The 14,542-nt window shown below is 68.2% G+C and carries 14 protein-coding genes; 10 read left to right on the top strand and 4 right to left on the bottom strand.

What is annotated here, in order from left to right; all coding sequences use genetic code 11:
• Window positions 1–13 precede the first annotated feature (13 nt).
• Window positions 14–1,045: an NAD(P)H-dependent glycerol-3-phosphate dehydrogenase gene (locus ABUA28_RS11285; RefSeq protein ID WP_349904359.1), complete on the top strand. Its 1,032-nt coding sequence runs from the start codon at window positions 14–16 to the stop codon at window positions 1,043–1,045.
• A gap of 15 nt (window positions 1,046–1,060) precedes the next feature.
• Here the strand turns inward: ABUA28_RS11285 and ABUA28_RS11280 are convergent, their stop codons facing one another.
• Together ABUA28_RS11280 and ABUA28_RS11275 are read right to left on the bottom strand one after the other, a co-directional pair.
• Window positions 1,061–2,296, bottom strand: coding sequence for a CynX/NimT family MFS transporter (locus tag ABUA28_RS11280; protein ID WP_349904277.1), 1,236 nt, complete (start codon window positions 2,294–2,296; stop codon window positions 1,061–1,063).
• Between the two features lie 132 nt (window positions 2,297–2,428).
• Window positions 2,429–2,959: a DUF3515 family protein gene (locus ABUA28_RS11275; protein WP_349904276.1), complete on the bottom strand. Its 531-nt coding sequence runs from the start codon at window positions 2,957–2,959 to the stop codon at window positions 2,429–2,431.
• A gap of 24 nt (window positions 2,960–2,983) precedes the next feature.
• Between ABUA28_RS11275 and thiL the strand changes: the two genes are divergently transcribed.
• Window positions 2,984–3,988, top strand: a complete 1,005-nt coding sequence (gene thiL, locus ABUA28_RS11270) for a thiamine-phosphate kinase (RefSeq protein ID WP_349904275.1) — start codon at window positions 2,984–2,986, stop codon at window positions 3,986–3,988.
• 140 nt (window positions 3,989–4,128) lie between these two features.
• On the opposite strand, the gene ABUA28_RS11265 is transcribed toward thiL, so the two are convergent.
• Complete coding sequence (locus tag ABUA28_RS11265; RefSeq protein ID WP_349904274.1) at window positions 4,129–4,692, bottom strand: RsmD family RNA methyltransferase; 564 nt, start codon at window positions 4,690–4,692, stop codon at window positions 4,129–4,131.
• A 151-nt stretch (window positions 4,693–4,843) separates the two neighbouring features.
• Between ABUA28_RS11265 and ABUA28_RS11260 the strand changes: the two genes are divergently transcribed.
• The 5 genes from ABUA28_RS11260 (at window position 4,844) to ABUA28_RS11240 (ending at window position 9,940) form a co-directional block, all read left to right on the top strand.
• Window positions 4,844–6,988, top strand: coding sequence for an ATP-dependent DNA helicase RecG (locus ABUA28_RS11260; RefSeq protein ID WP_349904273.1), 2,145 nt, complete (start codon window positions 4,844–4,846; stop codon window positions 6,986–6,988).
• A gap of 247 nt (window positions 6,989–7,235) precedes the next feature.
• The gene (gene coaD, locus ABUA28_RS11255) at window positions 7,236–7,718 is read left to right on the top strand and encodes a pantetheine-phosphate adenylyltransferase (protein ID WP_349904272.1); all 483 of its coding nucleotides are present in this window, start codon (window positions 7,236–7,238) and stop codon (window positions 7,716–7,718) included.
• Window positions 7,719–7,828: 110 nt separating this feature from the next.
• A complete protein-coding gene (fgd, locus tag ABUA28_RS11250; protein WP_349904271.1) occupies window positions 7,829–8,848 on the top strand; it encodes a glucose-6-phosphate dehydrogenase (coenzyme-F420) in 1,020 nt (339 codons plus the stop codon).
• 55 nt (window positions 8,849–8,903) lie between these two features.
• The gene (locus ABUA28_RS11245) at window positions 8,904–9,320 is read left to right on the top strand and encodes a PLD nuclease N-terminal domain-containing protein (RefSeq protein WP_349904270.1); all 417 of its coding nucleotides are present in this window, start codon (window positions 8,904–8,906) and stop codon (window positions 9,318–9,320) included.
• A gap of 35 nt (window positions 9,321–9,355) precedes the next feature.
• Window positions 9,356–9,940, top strand: coding sequence for a mismatch-specific DNA-glycosylase (locus ABUA28_RS11240; protein ID WP_349904269.1), 585 nt, complete (start codon window positions 9,356–9,358; stop codon window positions 9,938–9,940).
• Window positions 9,941–10,037: 97 nt separating this feature from the next.
• Here ABUA28_RS11240 and ABUA28_RS11235 read toward each other — a convergent pair whose 3' ends face one another.
• Window positions 10,038–10,790: an SDR family oxidoreductase gene (locus ABUA28_RS11235; RefSeq protein WP_349904268.1), complete on the bottom strand. Its 753-nt coding sequence runs from the start codon at window positions 10,788–10,790 to the stop codon at window positions 10,038–10,040.
• Between the two features lie 249 nt (window positions 10,791–11,039).
• On the opposite strand from ABUA28_RS11235, the gene ABUA28_RS11230 reads away from it, so the two are divergent.
• From ABUA28_RS11230 to ABUA28_RS11220, 3 genes are all read left to right on the top strand, one after another.
• Window positions 11,040–12,056 (top strand): TIGR03557 family F420-dependent LLM class oxidoreductase, encoded by a 1,017-nt coding sequence (locus tag ABUA28_RS11230; RefSeq protein ID WP_349904267.1) that lies wholly within the window; start codon window positions 11,040–11,042, stop codon window positions 12,054–12,056.
• On the top strand, window positions 12,056–12,889 hold the full coding sequence (locus ABUA28_RS11225) for a coenzyme F420-0:L-glutamate ligase (protein WP_349904266.1): 834 nt from the start codon (window positions 12,056–12,058) through the stop codon (window positions 12,887–12,889). The genes ABUA28_RS11230 and ABUA28_RS11225 overlap by 1 nt, the downstream gene beginning before the upstream one ends.
• A 103-nt stretch (window positions 12,890–12,992) precedes the next feature.
• The gene (locus ABUA28_RS11220) at window positions 12,993–14,390 is read left to right on the top strand and encodes an NtaA/DmoA family FMN-dependent monooxygenase (protein WP_349904265.1); all 1,398 of its coding nucleotides are present in this window, start codon (window positions 12,993–12,995) and stop codon (window positions 14,388–14,390) included.
• The last annotated feature ends 152 nt before the right edge of the window (window positions 14,391–14,542 follow it).

The following is a 14,542-nucleotide window of genomic DNA, read 5'->3' as shown; positions in this document are numbered from 1 at the left end:
CAACCTCATGACCATGCCGATTCCGATCTCGGCACCGGGTGTGCGGCGCGTCGCCGTACTCGGTGCCGGCAGCTGGGGAACCACCTTCTCGAAGGTGCTCGCGGATGGTGGGTCAGATGTCGCACTCTGGTCCCGGCGCGCGGAACTCGCCCGTGAGATCTCGCAGAGCAAGCGCAACAGCGACTATCTGCCCGGCATCAACCTTCCGCGCAATCTGTGGTCGAGCGCCCTCCTTCCCGACGTGCTCGACGGCGCGGAGATCGTCTTCCTCTCGGTGCCCAGCCAGTCGCTGCGCGAGAACTTGCGCATCGTGCGTGAGCTGATTCCCGCGGATGCCGTCGTGGTGAGCCTCATGAAGGGCATCGAGCGCGGCAGTGCGCTGCGGATGAGTCAGGTGATCGAGCAGGAGCTTCGGATCGGGGAAGATCGGGTCGCGGTGATCTCGGGCCCGAACCTCGCGCTGGAGATCGCGAAGGAACAGCCCACGGCATCCGTCGTCTCCTCGGCCAGCATGGACACCGCAACGCGCGTCGCGATCGCAGCGACCAACTCCTACTTCCGCTCCTTCGTGAACACGGATGTCATCGGCACCGAGTTCGGCGGGGTGCTCAAGAACCTCATCGCCGTGGCCATCGGCATCGTCGATGGCGTGGGCTACGGCGAGAACACGAAGGCCTCGATCATCACCCGCGGTCTCGTGGAGATCACCGACTTCGCGGTCGCCTACGGTGGTCGTCCTGAGACCCTCGCCGGCCTCGCTGGCCTCGGCGACCTCATCGCCACCTGCGAGTCTCCGCTCTCGCGCAACAACACCGCAGGGAGGCTGCTTGGCCAGGGCTACGGATTCGCGGATGTTGTGAAGCAGATGAACCAGACCGCGGAGGGCCTCGCATCCGTCGCGCCGGTGCTCGAGCTCGCGGCGGCCAAGGGCGTTGAGATGCCGATCGTCGCCCAGGTGGGCAAGGTGCTTGCCGGCACCATGGACCCGCACGACATCGCCCCGCACCTCACCACGGACGACGGCGAACCGCAGCCGGAGTCGTAGGCCTCAGGTGTCCGCTCAGGTACCTGGGATCGTGCGGTTGCGGCCCGCGAGCCCGCCGACGAGACCCTGGCCCAACATCATCACCAGGAGAACGACGAGTGGGATGGTCCACGCGCCGCTGAGGTCGTGCAGCAGGCCGACGCCGAACGGGCCGATCGCGGCGAGCAGGTAGCCGAGGCTCTGCGACATCCCCGAGAGGTCTGCCGCCCCGGACGCCGTGTTCGTTCGCTGCACGATGAGCAGCAGTGCGAGCGCGAGGCAGGCGCCCTGGGCGACTCCGTAGACGAGCGTCGCCACGACGCTCAGCGCGACGGGTGCGACGAGGAGGGCGATGACGGAGAGCGCGGCGAGCGCGACGCAGACGAGAATCGGCGCGACCTGCGAGCGGATCCGGCTCGCGATGATGGGTGCGAGCAGGCATCCGGGGATGCCCGCGATGTTGGTGAACGCGAGCAGAAGGCCGGCCTGGGTGTCTGAGATCCCGTGGCTGATGAACAGCGCGGGCAGCCAGGCGGTGAGCGAGTAGTAACTCAGCGACTGCAGCCCCATGAACAGGGTCACCCACCACGCGAGCGGCTGGCGGATGAGGTGGCGAAGCCCCGCGAGTCCACCACCGGAGACCGGGTGCCGCTGCCCCAGTAGGGGCAGCCACAGCGCGGCAGCGACCGCGGCCGGGATCGCCATGAGCGCGAGGATCTCACGCCAGCCCCAGCCCGTGGCATCCATGAGCGGCACGACGATCGACGCGGCGAGGCCGGAACCGGCCGACAGGGTCATTGTGTAGAGCCCCGTCAGGAGCCCGACGCTGCGCGGGAAGTCGCGCTTGATGAGACTCGGCAGCAGCACGTTGCCGACCGCGATGGCTGCGCCGATGATGAAGGTTCCCGCGAACAGGGCAAACGTGTTCGGCAGCAGTCGCAGCAGGATGCCGGCGATGAGCGCGCAGAGTGCGGCGAAGATCGAGCGCTCGATGCCGATGCGCCTGGCCAGCTCCGGCACGAGCGGCGAGAACAGCCCGAAGCAGAGCACGGGGATGGTGGTGAGCAGCCCGGCTGTCGCCGCGGAGAAGTTCGCATCCGCGCGGATCGTCTCGATGAGCGGGGAGACCCCGACGATCGCACCGCGCAGGTTGGCGGAGAAGACGAGGATGCCGAGGCCGACGAACCAGGGAGCGATCACGCGTAGTGAGCCGCGGCCCCCACCCGCATCCGCGGCGGACGCACGGCCCGCGGGCGGCTGCTCTGCACTCACGTCACCATGCTCGCACGAAATCTGCGGCATCCGGGCCTCCCGTGTTGGCGGGAGAAGACAACTGGCGGAGGGAGTTGTGTCTCCCGCCACGGGCACAGTATTCCCGCCGCGAGGAAGCGCTCCTCAGGGTGGTTACGGCGCCGGCGTCGGGCCGGGCACGACCTGGGACTCGCCGCCCAGCCCGTTGCCGAGCACGCTCTCGCACTTGTGCTTGGTGGACTGCGCGATGAAACCGACCGCGTTGGAGAGCTGGTCGAGCACGATAGTGCCCTGCCCCTGGGTGAGCTTCGAGTCGACGACCACCTGCACGGCGGGGGTGCGGCCGTAGGTCGTGAAGGTGTAGACGGGAGCCTTGCTGTCGTCGACGATCCAGTCGATGCCCTTGACCGTCGCGCACTGGGCGCTCGTCGGCCCGGGCGGTGTCACGCCGCAGCGCAGGATGACCGCGGCCGGATCGCCCCAGGCGCTCGTCGCCTGCGCGTTCGTCTCGCGCTGTGACAGGTCGGCAACCGCCCCGGGTAGATGCACGATCACGTTGGCACACTGGGGGTTGGTGGCATCCGCGGCAGGGCTCAGCGCAACCACGGGCGCGCATCCGCTGAGGAGGAGCAGCAACAGGGGCACGAGCGTCACCGGAGCGAGGCGCGCGTATCTCGGGTTCATCGCTTTCAGGCTACCGTTTGATGCATGACGAATGCTGATGGTGCGTATCTCGGGGGCGGCGTGGGGCGTGCAGATACCCTCGGCGAGGTCGGGGAGTCTGCGACGCTGGCGCGCCTGTTTCCTCGGTTGCCTGCCGCGGCATCCGCCCTGCTCGGCCCGGGCGATGACGCCGCCGTGGTCGCCGCGCCGGACGGGCGCTTCGTCGTGACCACAGACATGATGGTCCACGGGCCGGATTTTCGGCTGGCTTGGTCGACACCGCAGGATCTCGGCTGGAAGGCCGCCGCATCCAATCTCGCGGATGTCGCGGCGATGGGAGCCGTGCCGAGCGCCCTCGTCGTGGCGATCGCCGCGCCGGCGGACTCGCCCGTCGCGCTGCTCGAGGGCATCGCGGACGGCTTTCGAGACGCCTGCGCAGAGCTCGCACCAGGCTGTGGAATCGTCGGCGGCGACCTGTCTGTCTCTCCGACGCTCACGATCGCGGTGACGGCGTTCGGCGATCTCCAGGGCCGGGATGCCGTGCTGCGCTCCGGCGCGAAGGTCGGCGATGTTGTGGCCGTGTCCGGCCCGCTCGGGGAGTCCGCGCGCGCCCTGCAGCTGCTGTTCCAGTACGCGGTGGATTCCTTGGGCGAGCCTTCTGCGGCGCTCGCCTATGGGCTGCGTGACCAGACCGCAGCGCAGCTTGCTCCGCGCCCGCCGATCGCCGACGGGGTCGCCGCCGCGCTCGCCGGAGCGACCGCGATGCTCGACCTCAGCGACGGGCTAGCGCTCGACGCTGCGCGACTCGCGCGGGCGAGCGGCGTCGGCATCGACTTCAAGAGCGTGCTGCTTGGCGCGTCGCCCGAACTCGCGCTCGACGGGGGAGAAGACCACTCGCTGCTCGCGACTTTCCCGGCGTCTGCTGCGTTTCCCGGCGGGTTCAGGCCGGTCGGGGTCGTCGTCGAGGGCGCAGGGATCGCGGTGGATGGCGAGCCGTATGTGCCGGGCGGCTGGGATCCGTACACCGGCTGGGACGGCGGCCGCGGCTGACTCAGTTGGCCTCTCTCCTCTCTCTCCGCCTGCTCCGCTCTCGTGGCGGGAGAAACCCCGCGGTGGCGGGAGAAAGCGTCTCGTGGCGGGAGTTGCAACTCCCGCCACGAGACGCTTTCTCCCGCCGCAGGGGTGTGAGATCAGGAAGCGCTCGCCCACCACAGGGTCGTGTCGCCGTAGTCCTTGCGGCGGTCCAGCTCGAGGCCGGTGGGCCAGGCAGGCTCCGGCGAGCGGCTGCTGCGTTCGACCAGAACCACGGCATCCGGCGCGAGCCTCGGCACGAGAGCTTCGAGTGCGTGCTGCAGTTGTTCGTCGGTGAGGTCGTAGGGCGGGTCGAGCAGCGCGATGTCCCAGCTCTCGGCGTCGGTGCCGAGAAAGCCCTGCACGGACTGCGCGGTCACGATGATCTCGGGCGCCTGCTCCGGCGCCGCGTGCGTCACCCGTGCGGCGTTCTCCCGCGCGGCCCGGGTGGCGGCGTTTGCGTTGTCGACCAGCGCGACCACACTTGCGCCCCGGGATGCCGCCTCGAGGCCCAGCGCACCGGAGCCCGCGTAGAGGTCGAGCACCCTCGCGCCCGCGATGAGCTCGCGTGACTGCAGCGCGGAGAAGATCGCCTCGCGTACGCGGTCGCTCGTGGGACGGGTTCCGGAGCGGGGAACCGCGAGCGTGAGCGAACCCGCGAATCCGGCGATTATCCGTGTCATCGCGCTCAACGCTACCGGCTCCCTCGTGGTGGGCCTTTCGGAAATTCAGGACATTGGTCAGAAATCTGGCCGCCAGACGCCCGGCCGACGCTTTCGGTGACCGTTGTCCTGAATTTCCGAAAGCGTGGGTGGTCGCCGGTAGCCTCGAAGGGTGACCTCGCCCCTCGACGCCAAGCTGTCATCCGTGCTGGGCGCGCGCACGGCAGCGGCGCTCCAGAAAGGGCTCGGGCTCGTGACTGTCGGCGATCTGCTCGCCCACTATCCGCGGCGATACGCCCGGCGCGGCGAACTGACCGCGCTCAGCGAACTGGAACTCGACTCGAGCGTCACCATCGTCGCCGAGGTGCTGTCGGCGCAGGAGCGTCCGATGCGGGCCAAGCGCGGCTCCATCCTCGAGGTGAAGATCGGCGACGGCCGCGGCATCCTCACCCTCACCTTCTTCAACCAGGCCTGGCGACGCACCCAGCTCGTGCCGGGCGCTCGCGGCATCTTCGCGGGCAAGGTCGGCGACTACAGGGGCACGCGGCAGCTCGCGCACCCGGACTACGAGCTGTTCGAGGATGACGCCGACCGCAGTGAGGATACGGCAAAGGCCTGGGCGGAGACGCCGATTCCGCTCTACCCGGCCACGGCATCCGTCGCTTCCTGGCAGCTGCAGAAGGCCATCGGCGTCGTGCTCGACACACTGCCTGCTCTCGACGATCCGGTTCCGGACGCGGTGCGTGCCGCCCGCAAACTGATGAGCTACTCGAAGGCGGTCGAGCTCATCCACCGCCCGCACAAGGACTCGGACTGGGGTGCCGCCCGCAAGGCGCTGCGCTTCCAGGAGGCCTTCGTGCTGCAGGCGGCACTGCTGCAGCAGCGGCAGCTCCTGCGCGAGTGTGCTGCAACGCCGCGCACGGCCGGCGCACTGCTCGAGGGATTCGATGCGCGGATGCCGTTCACGCTGACGGGCGACCAGGTGAAAGTCGGCGAGGAGATCACCGCAGATCTCGCCGCCAGCACTCCCATGAACCGGCTCGTGCAGGGGGAGGTCGGCTCGGGCAAGACCCTCGTCGCGCTGCGGGCGATGCTCGCAGTGGCGCAGTCCGGCGGCCAGTCCGCCCTGCTCGCGCCGACTGAGGTTCTTGCGAGCCAGCATCTGCGCTCGATCGTGAAGACGCTCGGGCCTGATCTCGCTGCCAGACTCCGCCCGACCCTGCTCACGGGCCAGCTCCCGACCGCCGAGCGCAAGAAGGCACTCCTCGCGGCGGTCTCGGGCAGCGCGAGCATCGTCGTCGGCACCCACGCGCTGCTGTCGGATGCCGTGGGTTTCGTCGACCTCGGCCTGGTCGTCGTCGACGAGCAGCACCGTTTCGGTGTGGAACAGCGCGAGACCCTGCGCCGCAAGGGCTCGACCCCGCCGCACGTGCTCGTGCTCACCGCGACGCCGATCCCGCGCACGGTCGCGATGACCGTCTTCGGCGATCTCGACATCTCGACGATCTCCGAGCTGCCCGTCGGGCGGCAGGGAATCGAGACCTTCGTCGTGCCGCTCGCCGAGAAGCCCGGCTGGGTCGGGCGTGTGTGGGAGCGACTCGCGGAGGAGCTCGCCCTCGGCAGGCAGGCGTTCGTGGTGGCACCCGCCATCGATCCGAGCGACCCCGGGGAGGAGCTCGAGCTTGCCGAGGGGCCCTCCGCTGCGCACGCGAATGTCACCGATCTCCTGGCCGAGCTGCGCGCGAACCCGCTGCTGGCATCCGCTCGCATCGAAGCACTACACGGCCGCCTGCCGAGCGAGCAGAAGGACGCGCTCATGCGCGCCTTCGCCGCGGGGGAGATCGACGTGCTCGTGGCGACGACCGTGATCGAGGTCGGCGTCGACGTGCCGAACGCTTCGGCGATGGTGGTGATGGATGCCGACCGCTTCGGCGTCTCCCAGCTGCACCAGCTGCGTGGTCGGGTCGGTCGCGGCGGTGTGCCCGGGCTGTGCCTGCTCGTCACCCACGCGGAGCCCGAGTCGCTCGCGAGGGAGCGGGTGGAGGCGGTCGCGTCGACGCTCGACGGCTTCGAGCTGGCGCAGAAAGACCTTGAGCTGCGGCGCGAGGGTGATGTGCTGGGTGACACCCAATCCGGCGGGCGCTCGTCGCTGCGGCTGCTGCGTGTCGCCAAGGACGGCGAGCTGATCGCGGAGGCGAGGGCGCTCGCGCGGGAACTGCTCGATACCGACCCGACCCTGGCCGGGCATCCTGCGCTCAGGGGCGCGCTCGACCGCCGCCTCGACGAGACCTCTCGCGACTTCCTCGCCAAGAACTGACCCCGCGCATCCGCTCGCCCGCGCACCCCGCCTCATCCGTCGCCGCGCATCCGCTCGCCCTCCTCTGTGCCCCGCCACCGCCCAAATGAAGGAGTTGCCGAGACATCACCCCGTGTTTCCGGGGGCGGCTCGCGCGTGGGAGCGCTCCACTCCTTCATTTGGGACACAGCGGGCGGCGGAGGGCGGGCGCGGATGACCCGAAGGGTCACGTTCAGGAATCCACCTCGGCACCGGATAGGCTTGAGACATGAACAGGATCGCTGTCGTTCCTGGGTCGTTCGACCCGGTCACACTGGGCCACATTGACGTCATCGAGCGCGCGGCCGGCATCTTCGACGAGCTGCACGTGCTCGTCGTGCACAACCCCGATAAGGTCGCGCTCCTGCCCGTGGCGCAGCGCGTCTCCCTCATCGAGAAGTCGATCGCTGAGGCCGGTCTGCCCGGCAACATCCGCGTCACCTCCTGGAGCGTCGGCCTGCTCGTCGACTACTGCACGGATGTCGGGGCCACCGTTCTCGTGAAGGGCGTGCGTTCCCAGATCGACGTGGCCTACGAGACCCCGATGGCGATCGTCAACCGGGACCTCGCCGGAGTCGAGACGATCTTCGTGCTCACCGACCCGGCGCACGCGCACGTGTCCAGCAGCCTCGTGCGGCAGGTCGCGGCGCTCGGCGGCGATGTGAGCCCGTATGTTCCGCGCGCGGTCGCGAACTTCCTGCAGACGCCGTAGCGACACCCGCGCCCCAGCTCTGACGGGCGCGTGCGCGCACATCGCATGCGGCCGATCCGGATCGCGTAGCGTTGAGTCGTGGCGTTGCGACAACGCTCGAAAGGACCCTCATGCTCCCCCTCAAGCTCGGCTACAAGGCATCCGCCGAACAGTTCAGCCCGCGCGATCTCGTCGAGTACGCGGTCCAGGCGGAGGCCCACGGCTTCGAAAGCGTGACGGTGAGCGACCACTTCCAGCCGTGGCGGCACGAGGGTGGTCACGCACCGTTCTCGCTGGCCTGGATGGCCGCCGTGGGAGAGCGCACGAAGACCGTGCAGATCGGCACCTCGGTGCTCACGCCGACGTTCCGCTACAACCCGGCCGTGATCGCCCAGGCGTTCGCGACCATGGGCTGCCTCTACCCCGGGCGCATCATGCTCGGGGTCGGATCCGGTGAGGCCCTCAACGAGATCGCGACCGGATTCCGCGGTGCGGGCGAGCAGGACTGGCCCGAGTTCAAGGAGCGCTTCGCCCGGCTTCGCGAGTCCGTCAAGCTCATGCGACAGCTCTGGACGGAAGATCGCGTCGACTTCCAGGGCGAGTATTACTCCACGCACGGGGCATCCATCTACGATCGCCCGGACATGCCGATTCCGGTATATATCGCAGCGGGTGGACCGATGGTCGCCCGATACGCGGGACGCGCGGGTGACGGTTTCATCTGCACTTCGGGCAAGGGCATGGATCTCTACACCGAGAAGCTCATCCCGTCGGTGCAGGAGGGGGCGGATGCCGCGGGCCGCGACGCGGGGCAGATCGACCACATGATCGAGATCAAGCTCAGTTATGACACCTCCTACGACACGGCGCTCGAGAACACGCGCTTCTGGGCGCCGCTCGCTCTCAGCAAGGAGCAGAAGCACGACATCACCGATCCGGTCGAGATGGAGAAGGCCGCGGATGCCCTGCCCATCGAGCAGATCGCCTCGCGCTTCATCGTCGGTGCAGACCCGGATGCCGTGGTGGCGGAGATCAAGAAGTACATCGACGCGGGTCTCAACCACCTCGTCTTCCACGGACCGGGTCACGACCAGCGTCGCTTCATGGAGCTGTTCGAGCGCGATCTCGCGCCGAGGCTGCGCGCGCTGTAGTGGGCCGAGCCGCGCACCCTCCCGCTCGGCCGCGCGGTTGCCTAGGATGCTGCCTGTGTATGTACTGATTTCGCTGCTGGTGCTCGTGCTGTTCATCGGCGCGCTCGTGGACATCATCATGCACGACCAGTCGCAGATCAAACACCTCCCGAAGGTGCTCTGGATCCTCATCGTGATCCTCATGCCGCTCATCGGTTCCGCCCTGTGGTTCGCGATCGGGCGGGAATACGCGCGCCCGGTCGGCGGTCGGCAGGCGCGCAGCTGGCCACGCCGTGACACGGATGCCGTGCCACCCCCGTCGGTTCCCGGCCAGATGGTCGCACAGACGCCCGGCGTCTTCGGCGTGCGCAACACGGAGGCCGAACTCGCCGCGCTCGAGCGCGAGATCGCGGCGAACGAGAAGGCGGACCGCATCCGTCAGCTCGAAGCCGAGTTGCGCGCTCGCCGCGGCATCGAGGGGCCGAAGGACTGAAAACCCGCGGCGCGAACCGGGGCTAAAGTTCGAGTGTGGGGTTCACGAGCGAGGAGCTGGATGCGTTCAAGGGGGTAGGGCTGCCCGACCTGGTCGGCCCCGGCATCCGTTTGCTGCTCGTCGGCATCAATCCCGGGCTGCAGACCGCGGCGGTGCAGGCCCACTTCGGCCGACGCGGCAATCGCTTCTACCCGGCGCTGTACCACGCGGGAATCGTCGATCGGCTGATCGATGCCTCGGCAGGCTTCGACCCGGATGATCGCGCGCACCTGATCGAGCGCGGCGTCGGCATCACGAGCCTCGTCTCCGGGGCCACGCGACGGGCCGACGAGCTGGATGCGTCGCAGCTGCGCGCGGGCGCCGTGGATCTCGCACGGCGCGTGGGGGAGATTCGCCCCGCCGTCGTGGCGATGCTCGGCATCACCGCGTACCGTGTCGCCTTCGACGACAAGAAGGCCGTGGTCGGGCTTCAATCCAGACCCATTGCCGGTGCGCAACTGTGGGTGCTGCAGAATCCGAGCGGGCTGAACGCGCACGCGTCGCTCGCGAGTCTCGCGACGGCATACCGCGAGGCGGCCGTGGCCGCGGGCCTCCCGGTGCTCGACCCTCCGCAGTTGTGAGGGCGCGGTATCCACGCACGCGTTGCGGCAAAATGTGGGTCGCGCGCGCCTGCACCCGCATTTTGCCGCAATCAGAGCGGCCAGCGGATGTGGCGCGCTACGCTGGCCGCGGCAGCGCCTCCAACCACTGCGCGTAGGTCTGGGTGCCGAGCGTCGAGCCGTCCCTGGGCAGGCGCGACCCGTCGCGCAGGCCTCGCATCATCTCGCCGGGCGCGCGCAACGGGATTACCCGGCGTCGCGTTCCGGTTGCCGCGAGATAGCCGCGCGCCATCTCGACGAGACTCTCCTCGCGCGGCCCGGCGAGGTCGGCGGCTCGCCCGAGCTGGTTGGTTTCGGCGAGGTGCACGAGAGAGGCGGCGACCTCGGATGCCGCCACGGGCTGCAGGCGCCCCACCGGCATCAGGGCAAACGGTCCGACGCTCGTCCGGCCCAGCAGCTGGGCGGCGAACTCGTGAAACTGGGTGGCGCGCAGGATCGTCCACGCGACCGGGCCGTTCATGACCACGCGCTCCTGCTCGACCTTGCCCGCGTAGTACCCGGAGCGGAACCCGTCGATGCCGACGATGGAGAGCGCGATGTGGTGCGAGACCCCTGCGGCCCTTTCTGCGGCGAGCAGGGTTGCGCTGCTCGTGCCGAAGAACTTGATGGATGCTTCGGTCGAGGCCGCGGCGACACTCGCGGCATCGATGACGACGTCCGCACCCCGCAGTGCCTCGGCCAGCCCCGCGCCGGTGACGATGTCTACTCCGGTCGAGCGGGACATCCGCACGACCTCGTGTCCTGCGCGTTCCGCGGCTTCCACCACGTGGTGCCCGACGGTTCCGGTGGCTCCTGCGACGGCTATTCTCACTGTGCTTTCTCCTCGCTCTGCGAACGTGTGCCCATTACCAGCTTTACTCCACAATTTCGCCTCGAACCAAGACTGGTCGGCCGATCGTCGGCTCGGTCAATTTCCCGGCCGGATTGAAGGAGATTTCCGGCGATCAGCGTGAAAAGAGGGAGGATTCAGAGCGCCGCCCCCATTTTCTCCTTCTTTTCGGATGCGGATCCCGTCGAGGATGCGTGGCCTCGTCAACGCTCGGCACGAGACAATAGACGCATGCCCGCACCCGCTCGCCGACACATCGGCTACGCCGCCGCGCTGGAGCAGTTCCATCCCACCGAGGTGATCGAGCTGAGCGGATACGCGGAGCAGCACGGCTTCAGCGGCGTCATGGCGGCGGACCGGTTTCAGCCGTGGGTGCCGAGGCAGGGGAAGGCGAGCTTCGTGTGGAGCGTGCTCGGCGCGCTCGGGGGTCAGACCGCGGGAGACCTCGGAACCGGGATGACCGTGCCGACGTTTCGGTGGCATCCGGCCATGATCGCGCAGGCGAGCGCGACCCTCGCGGCGATGTATCCCGGCCGGCACTGGCTCGGTATCGGCTCCGGCGAGGCGATCGACGAGCACATCACGGGTGCGTATTGGCCCGAGACCGCGGAGCGCATCAACCGGATGTTCGAGGCCGTCGAGGTGATCCACAAGCTGTTCGCGGGCTCGCACGCCGGCCGCGACGTGAAGCACAGCGGCCAATACTTCAAGCTCGAGGCGACGAGGCTGTGGACCATGCCGGAAGAAGTGCCGGAGATCCTCGTCGCGACCTCTGGCCCCGTCACCGCGAAGCGCGCGGGCCGCACCGTCGACGGGCTCATCGTGGATGGCGCTCCGATCGAGAAGATCGCTGCGCTGTTTTCGCGCTTCGACGAGGGCGCACGCGAGGCGGGGCGAGGTTCGAGCGCGCGCACGGGAACGAAGGTGCTGCGCCTGCACCTGAGCTGGGCCGAGACCGAGGAGCGGGCGATGGCGAACGCCCTCACAGAGTGGCCGAACGGCGGCATGCGGTTTCCGCGCTCCGACATCCGCTCGCCCTTCGAGTTCGAGCAGCTCGCGCGGCTCGTGCGCCCCGAGGACTTCGAGGGGCGGATGCTCGTCTCGGCCGACCCAGACGTGCACCGCGCGAGCATCCAGCGCTACCTCGACCTCGGCTTCGACCGCGTCTATCTGCACAACGTCGGCCGCAACCAGCGCGAGTGGATCGACGTGTTCGCCCGCGACGTGCTGCCGAAGCTGGTGCACTGATGCCGGTCGAACTGCGCGTGTGGGCGGTCGAGGGCATCCCGGAGATCGTGGCCGGTGACGACCTGGCCGAGATTATCGGGGATGCGCTGCGAGGCACGCCGCTGGAAGACGGCGACATCCTCTGCGTGACTTCCAAGATCGTCTCGAAGGCGGAGGGGCGGATGATCCTGGCCGCCGATCGCGAAGAGGCCATCACTGCCGAGACCGTGCGCGTCGTCGCGACCCGCGCACACCCGGGCGGGGTCACCCGCATCGTGGAGAACCGCCTCGGCATCGTCTCCGCCGCCGCGGGCGTCGACTCGAGCAACACCCCGGAGGGCACGGTGCTACTGCTGCCCGTCGACCCGGATGAGTCTGCCCGGGCGCTCGCCGCAGACCTGCGGGCGCGCTTCGGTGTCACCCTCGGCATCGTCGTGTCCGACACGCTCGGCAGGCCGTGGCGAGAAGGACAGACGGATGTCGCGATCGGCGCTGCGGGCATCCGCGTCGTCGACGACCTGCGCGGCACCACGGATGCGGGCGGCCGCCCCCTGCACGTCACCCTGCCCGCCGTGGCGGACGAGATCGCCGCAGCAACCGATCTCGTGAAGGGCAAGGCCGCCGCGCTTCCGGTCGCGGTCGTGCGCGGGCTCGGCCACCTCGTCGGCGATCTCGATCTCCCCGGCGCTCACAGCATCGTGCGCCCGGCCGAGCGCGACATGTTCCGGCTGGGCACAGCCGAGGCGCGGGCGGAAGGGCACGCCGCGGGCTACGACGAGGGTTACGCGGCGGGGTATGACGAGGGTGCTATCGACCAAGGCGACTATTCCGAGAGCGATAACCCACCTCAGTAATCGCCACCACCTGCCGCAATTCGTCACAGAATACCTGCCGGTGCACTCCGCACGGTGATGATGGGGAGACACCATCTGCCTCGCGGGAATTCGGGAAGTCATTGTGAAACAACTCCACTTCAACCTGTTCGAAATGAACTGTGTCGGGCATATCTCGCACGGACTATGGGTGCATCCCGACAACACCAGGCACCGATTCAACGACCTGGATTTCTGGACAGAGGAGGCGAAACTCCTCGAGGACGGCCTGTTCGACTCGGTGTTCCTCGCCGATGTGATCGGCACCTATGACGGGTATCGAGCTGGTCCCGAAACCGCGTTGCGCGAGGCCGTGCAGATCCCGAGCAACGATCCGCTGCTGGTGATCCCGGCCATGGCAGCCGTGACCAAGCATCTGGGTTTTGCTGCGACGTTCTCCACGACCTACGAACCGCCGTTCGCGTTCGCCAGACGAGCATCCACCCTGGACCACCTGACAAAGGGGCGGTTTGGCTGGAACGTCGTCACGTCCTACCTGCCGAACGCCGCGCGCAACTTCGGGCTGGCTGACGAGGTGGCCCACGACGACCGATACGCAATCGCCGACGAATATCTCGATGTGCTGTACAAACTGTGGGAAGGGTCGTGGGACGACGACGCGGTCATCCGCGACCGCGAGAATCGCGTCTATACGGATCCGGCGAAGGTGCGGTACATCAACCACGTCGGCGCCAACTTCAGGGTGGCCGGGCCGCACCTTGCGGAGCCATCGGTGCAACGCACCCCGGTCATTTTCCAGGCGGGAGCCAGCGCGGCAGGGAAGGCGTTTGCCGCGAAGCATGCGGAGGGCGTTTTCGTCGGGGGAACCACGCGGGAGAGCTACCGGGATAACGTCGCGGATGTGCGTCGTCTCGCTATCGAGAATGGTCGCGGTGCCGATGCAATCCGCACCTTCGCAAGCGCCGTGATCGTCGTAGACAAGGATCGAGAATCTGCGCTTGAGCAGGCGGAAGAGTACAAGCGGCTCTCGAGCGCAGAGGGGTATCTCGCGCACGCCGGTGGTGGTGGCATCGACCTCGCCGCCTATCCGCGTACCGCTCTCATCAGCGACATCGTCGCAGCAGAAAATCGCTCAGGCCGCGACAACTCGGCGTCAAACCGTCGATACGCACCCGGCGCGACGGTCGGCGATGCACTTGATACCTTGACGAACTTCGATCGAAGCGCGTTTTATGTCGCGGGTTCGCCAACTGAGGTTGCGGATGCGATCGAAGGCTGGGCGGAGCAAACCGACCTCGACGGCTTCAACCTTCGGCAGTTCCTTACCCCGCGCACGGCTGAGAGCTTCATCGAATACGTGGTGCCAGAACTGCAGCGTCGTGGTTTGTATCGCACCGCGTATGAGGAGTCGACGTTCCGTGAGCGGCTGTTTGGCGCGGGGCATGCCCGGCTACCCGAGTCTCACCCGGGCAGCCGTTACCGAGGCGGAGCGTACCTCAACGATGGCGTAGCCGCGCACTGAAGCCTCTCTGGCGACACATCCGGACATCCGCGGTCACATTTCGTCAAAGCGAATTGGCCCGGCTGAGCTGGGCCGTAATGCTTGAGAAATCGACCAACGACGCTCGTTGTGCCCCGCGCACAGTTGTGCCTTCACCACCACGAGAGAGGTCA

Origin of the sequence: Parafrigoribacterium humi, from assembly GCF_040227205.1 — a bacterium.
Taxonomy (GTDB): domain Bacteria; phylum Actinomycetota; class Actinomycetes; order Actinomycetales; family Microbacteriaceae; genus Parafrigoribacterium_A; species Parafrigoribacterium_A humi.
The sequence above is the reverse complement of the archived record's forward strand: the minus strand, read 5'-3'. Positions and strand labels throughout refer to the sequence as shown.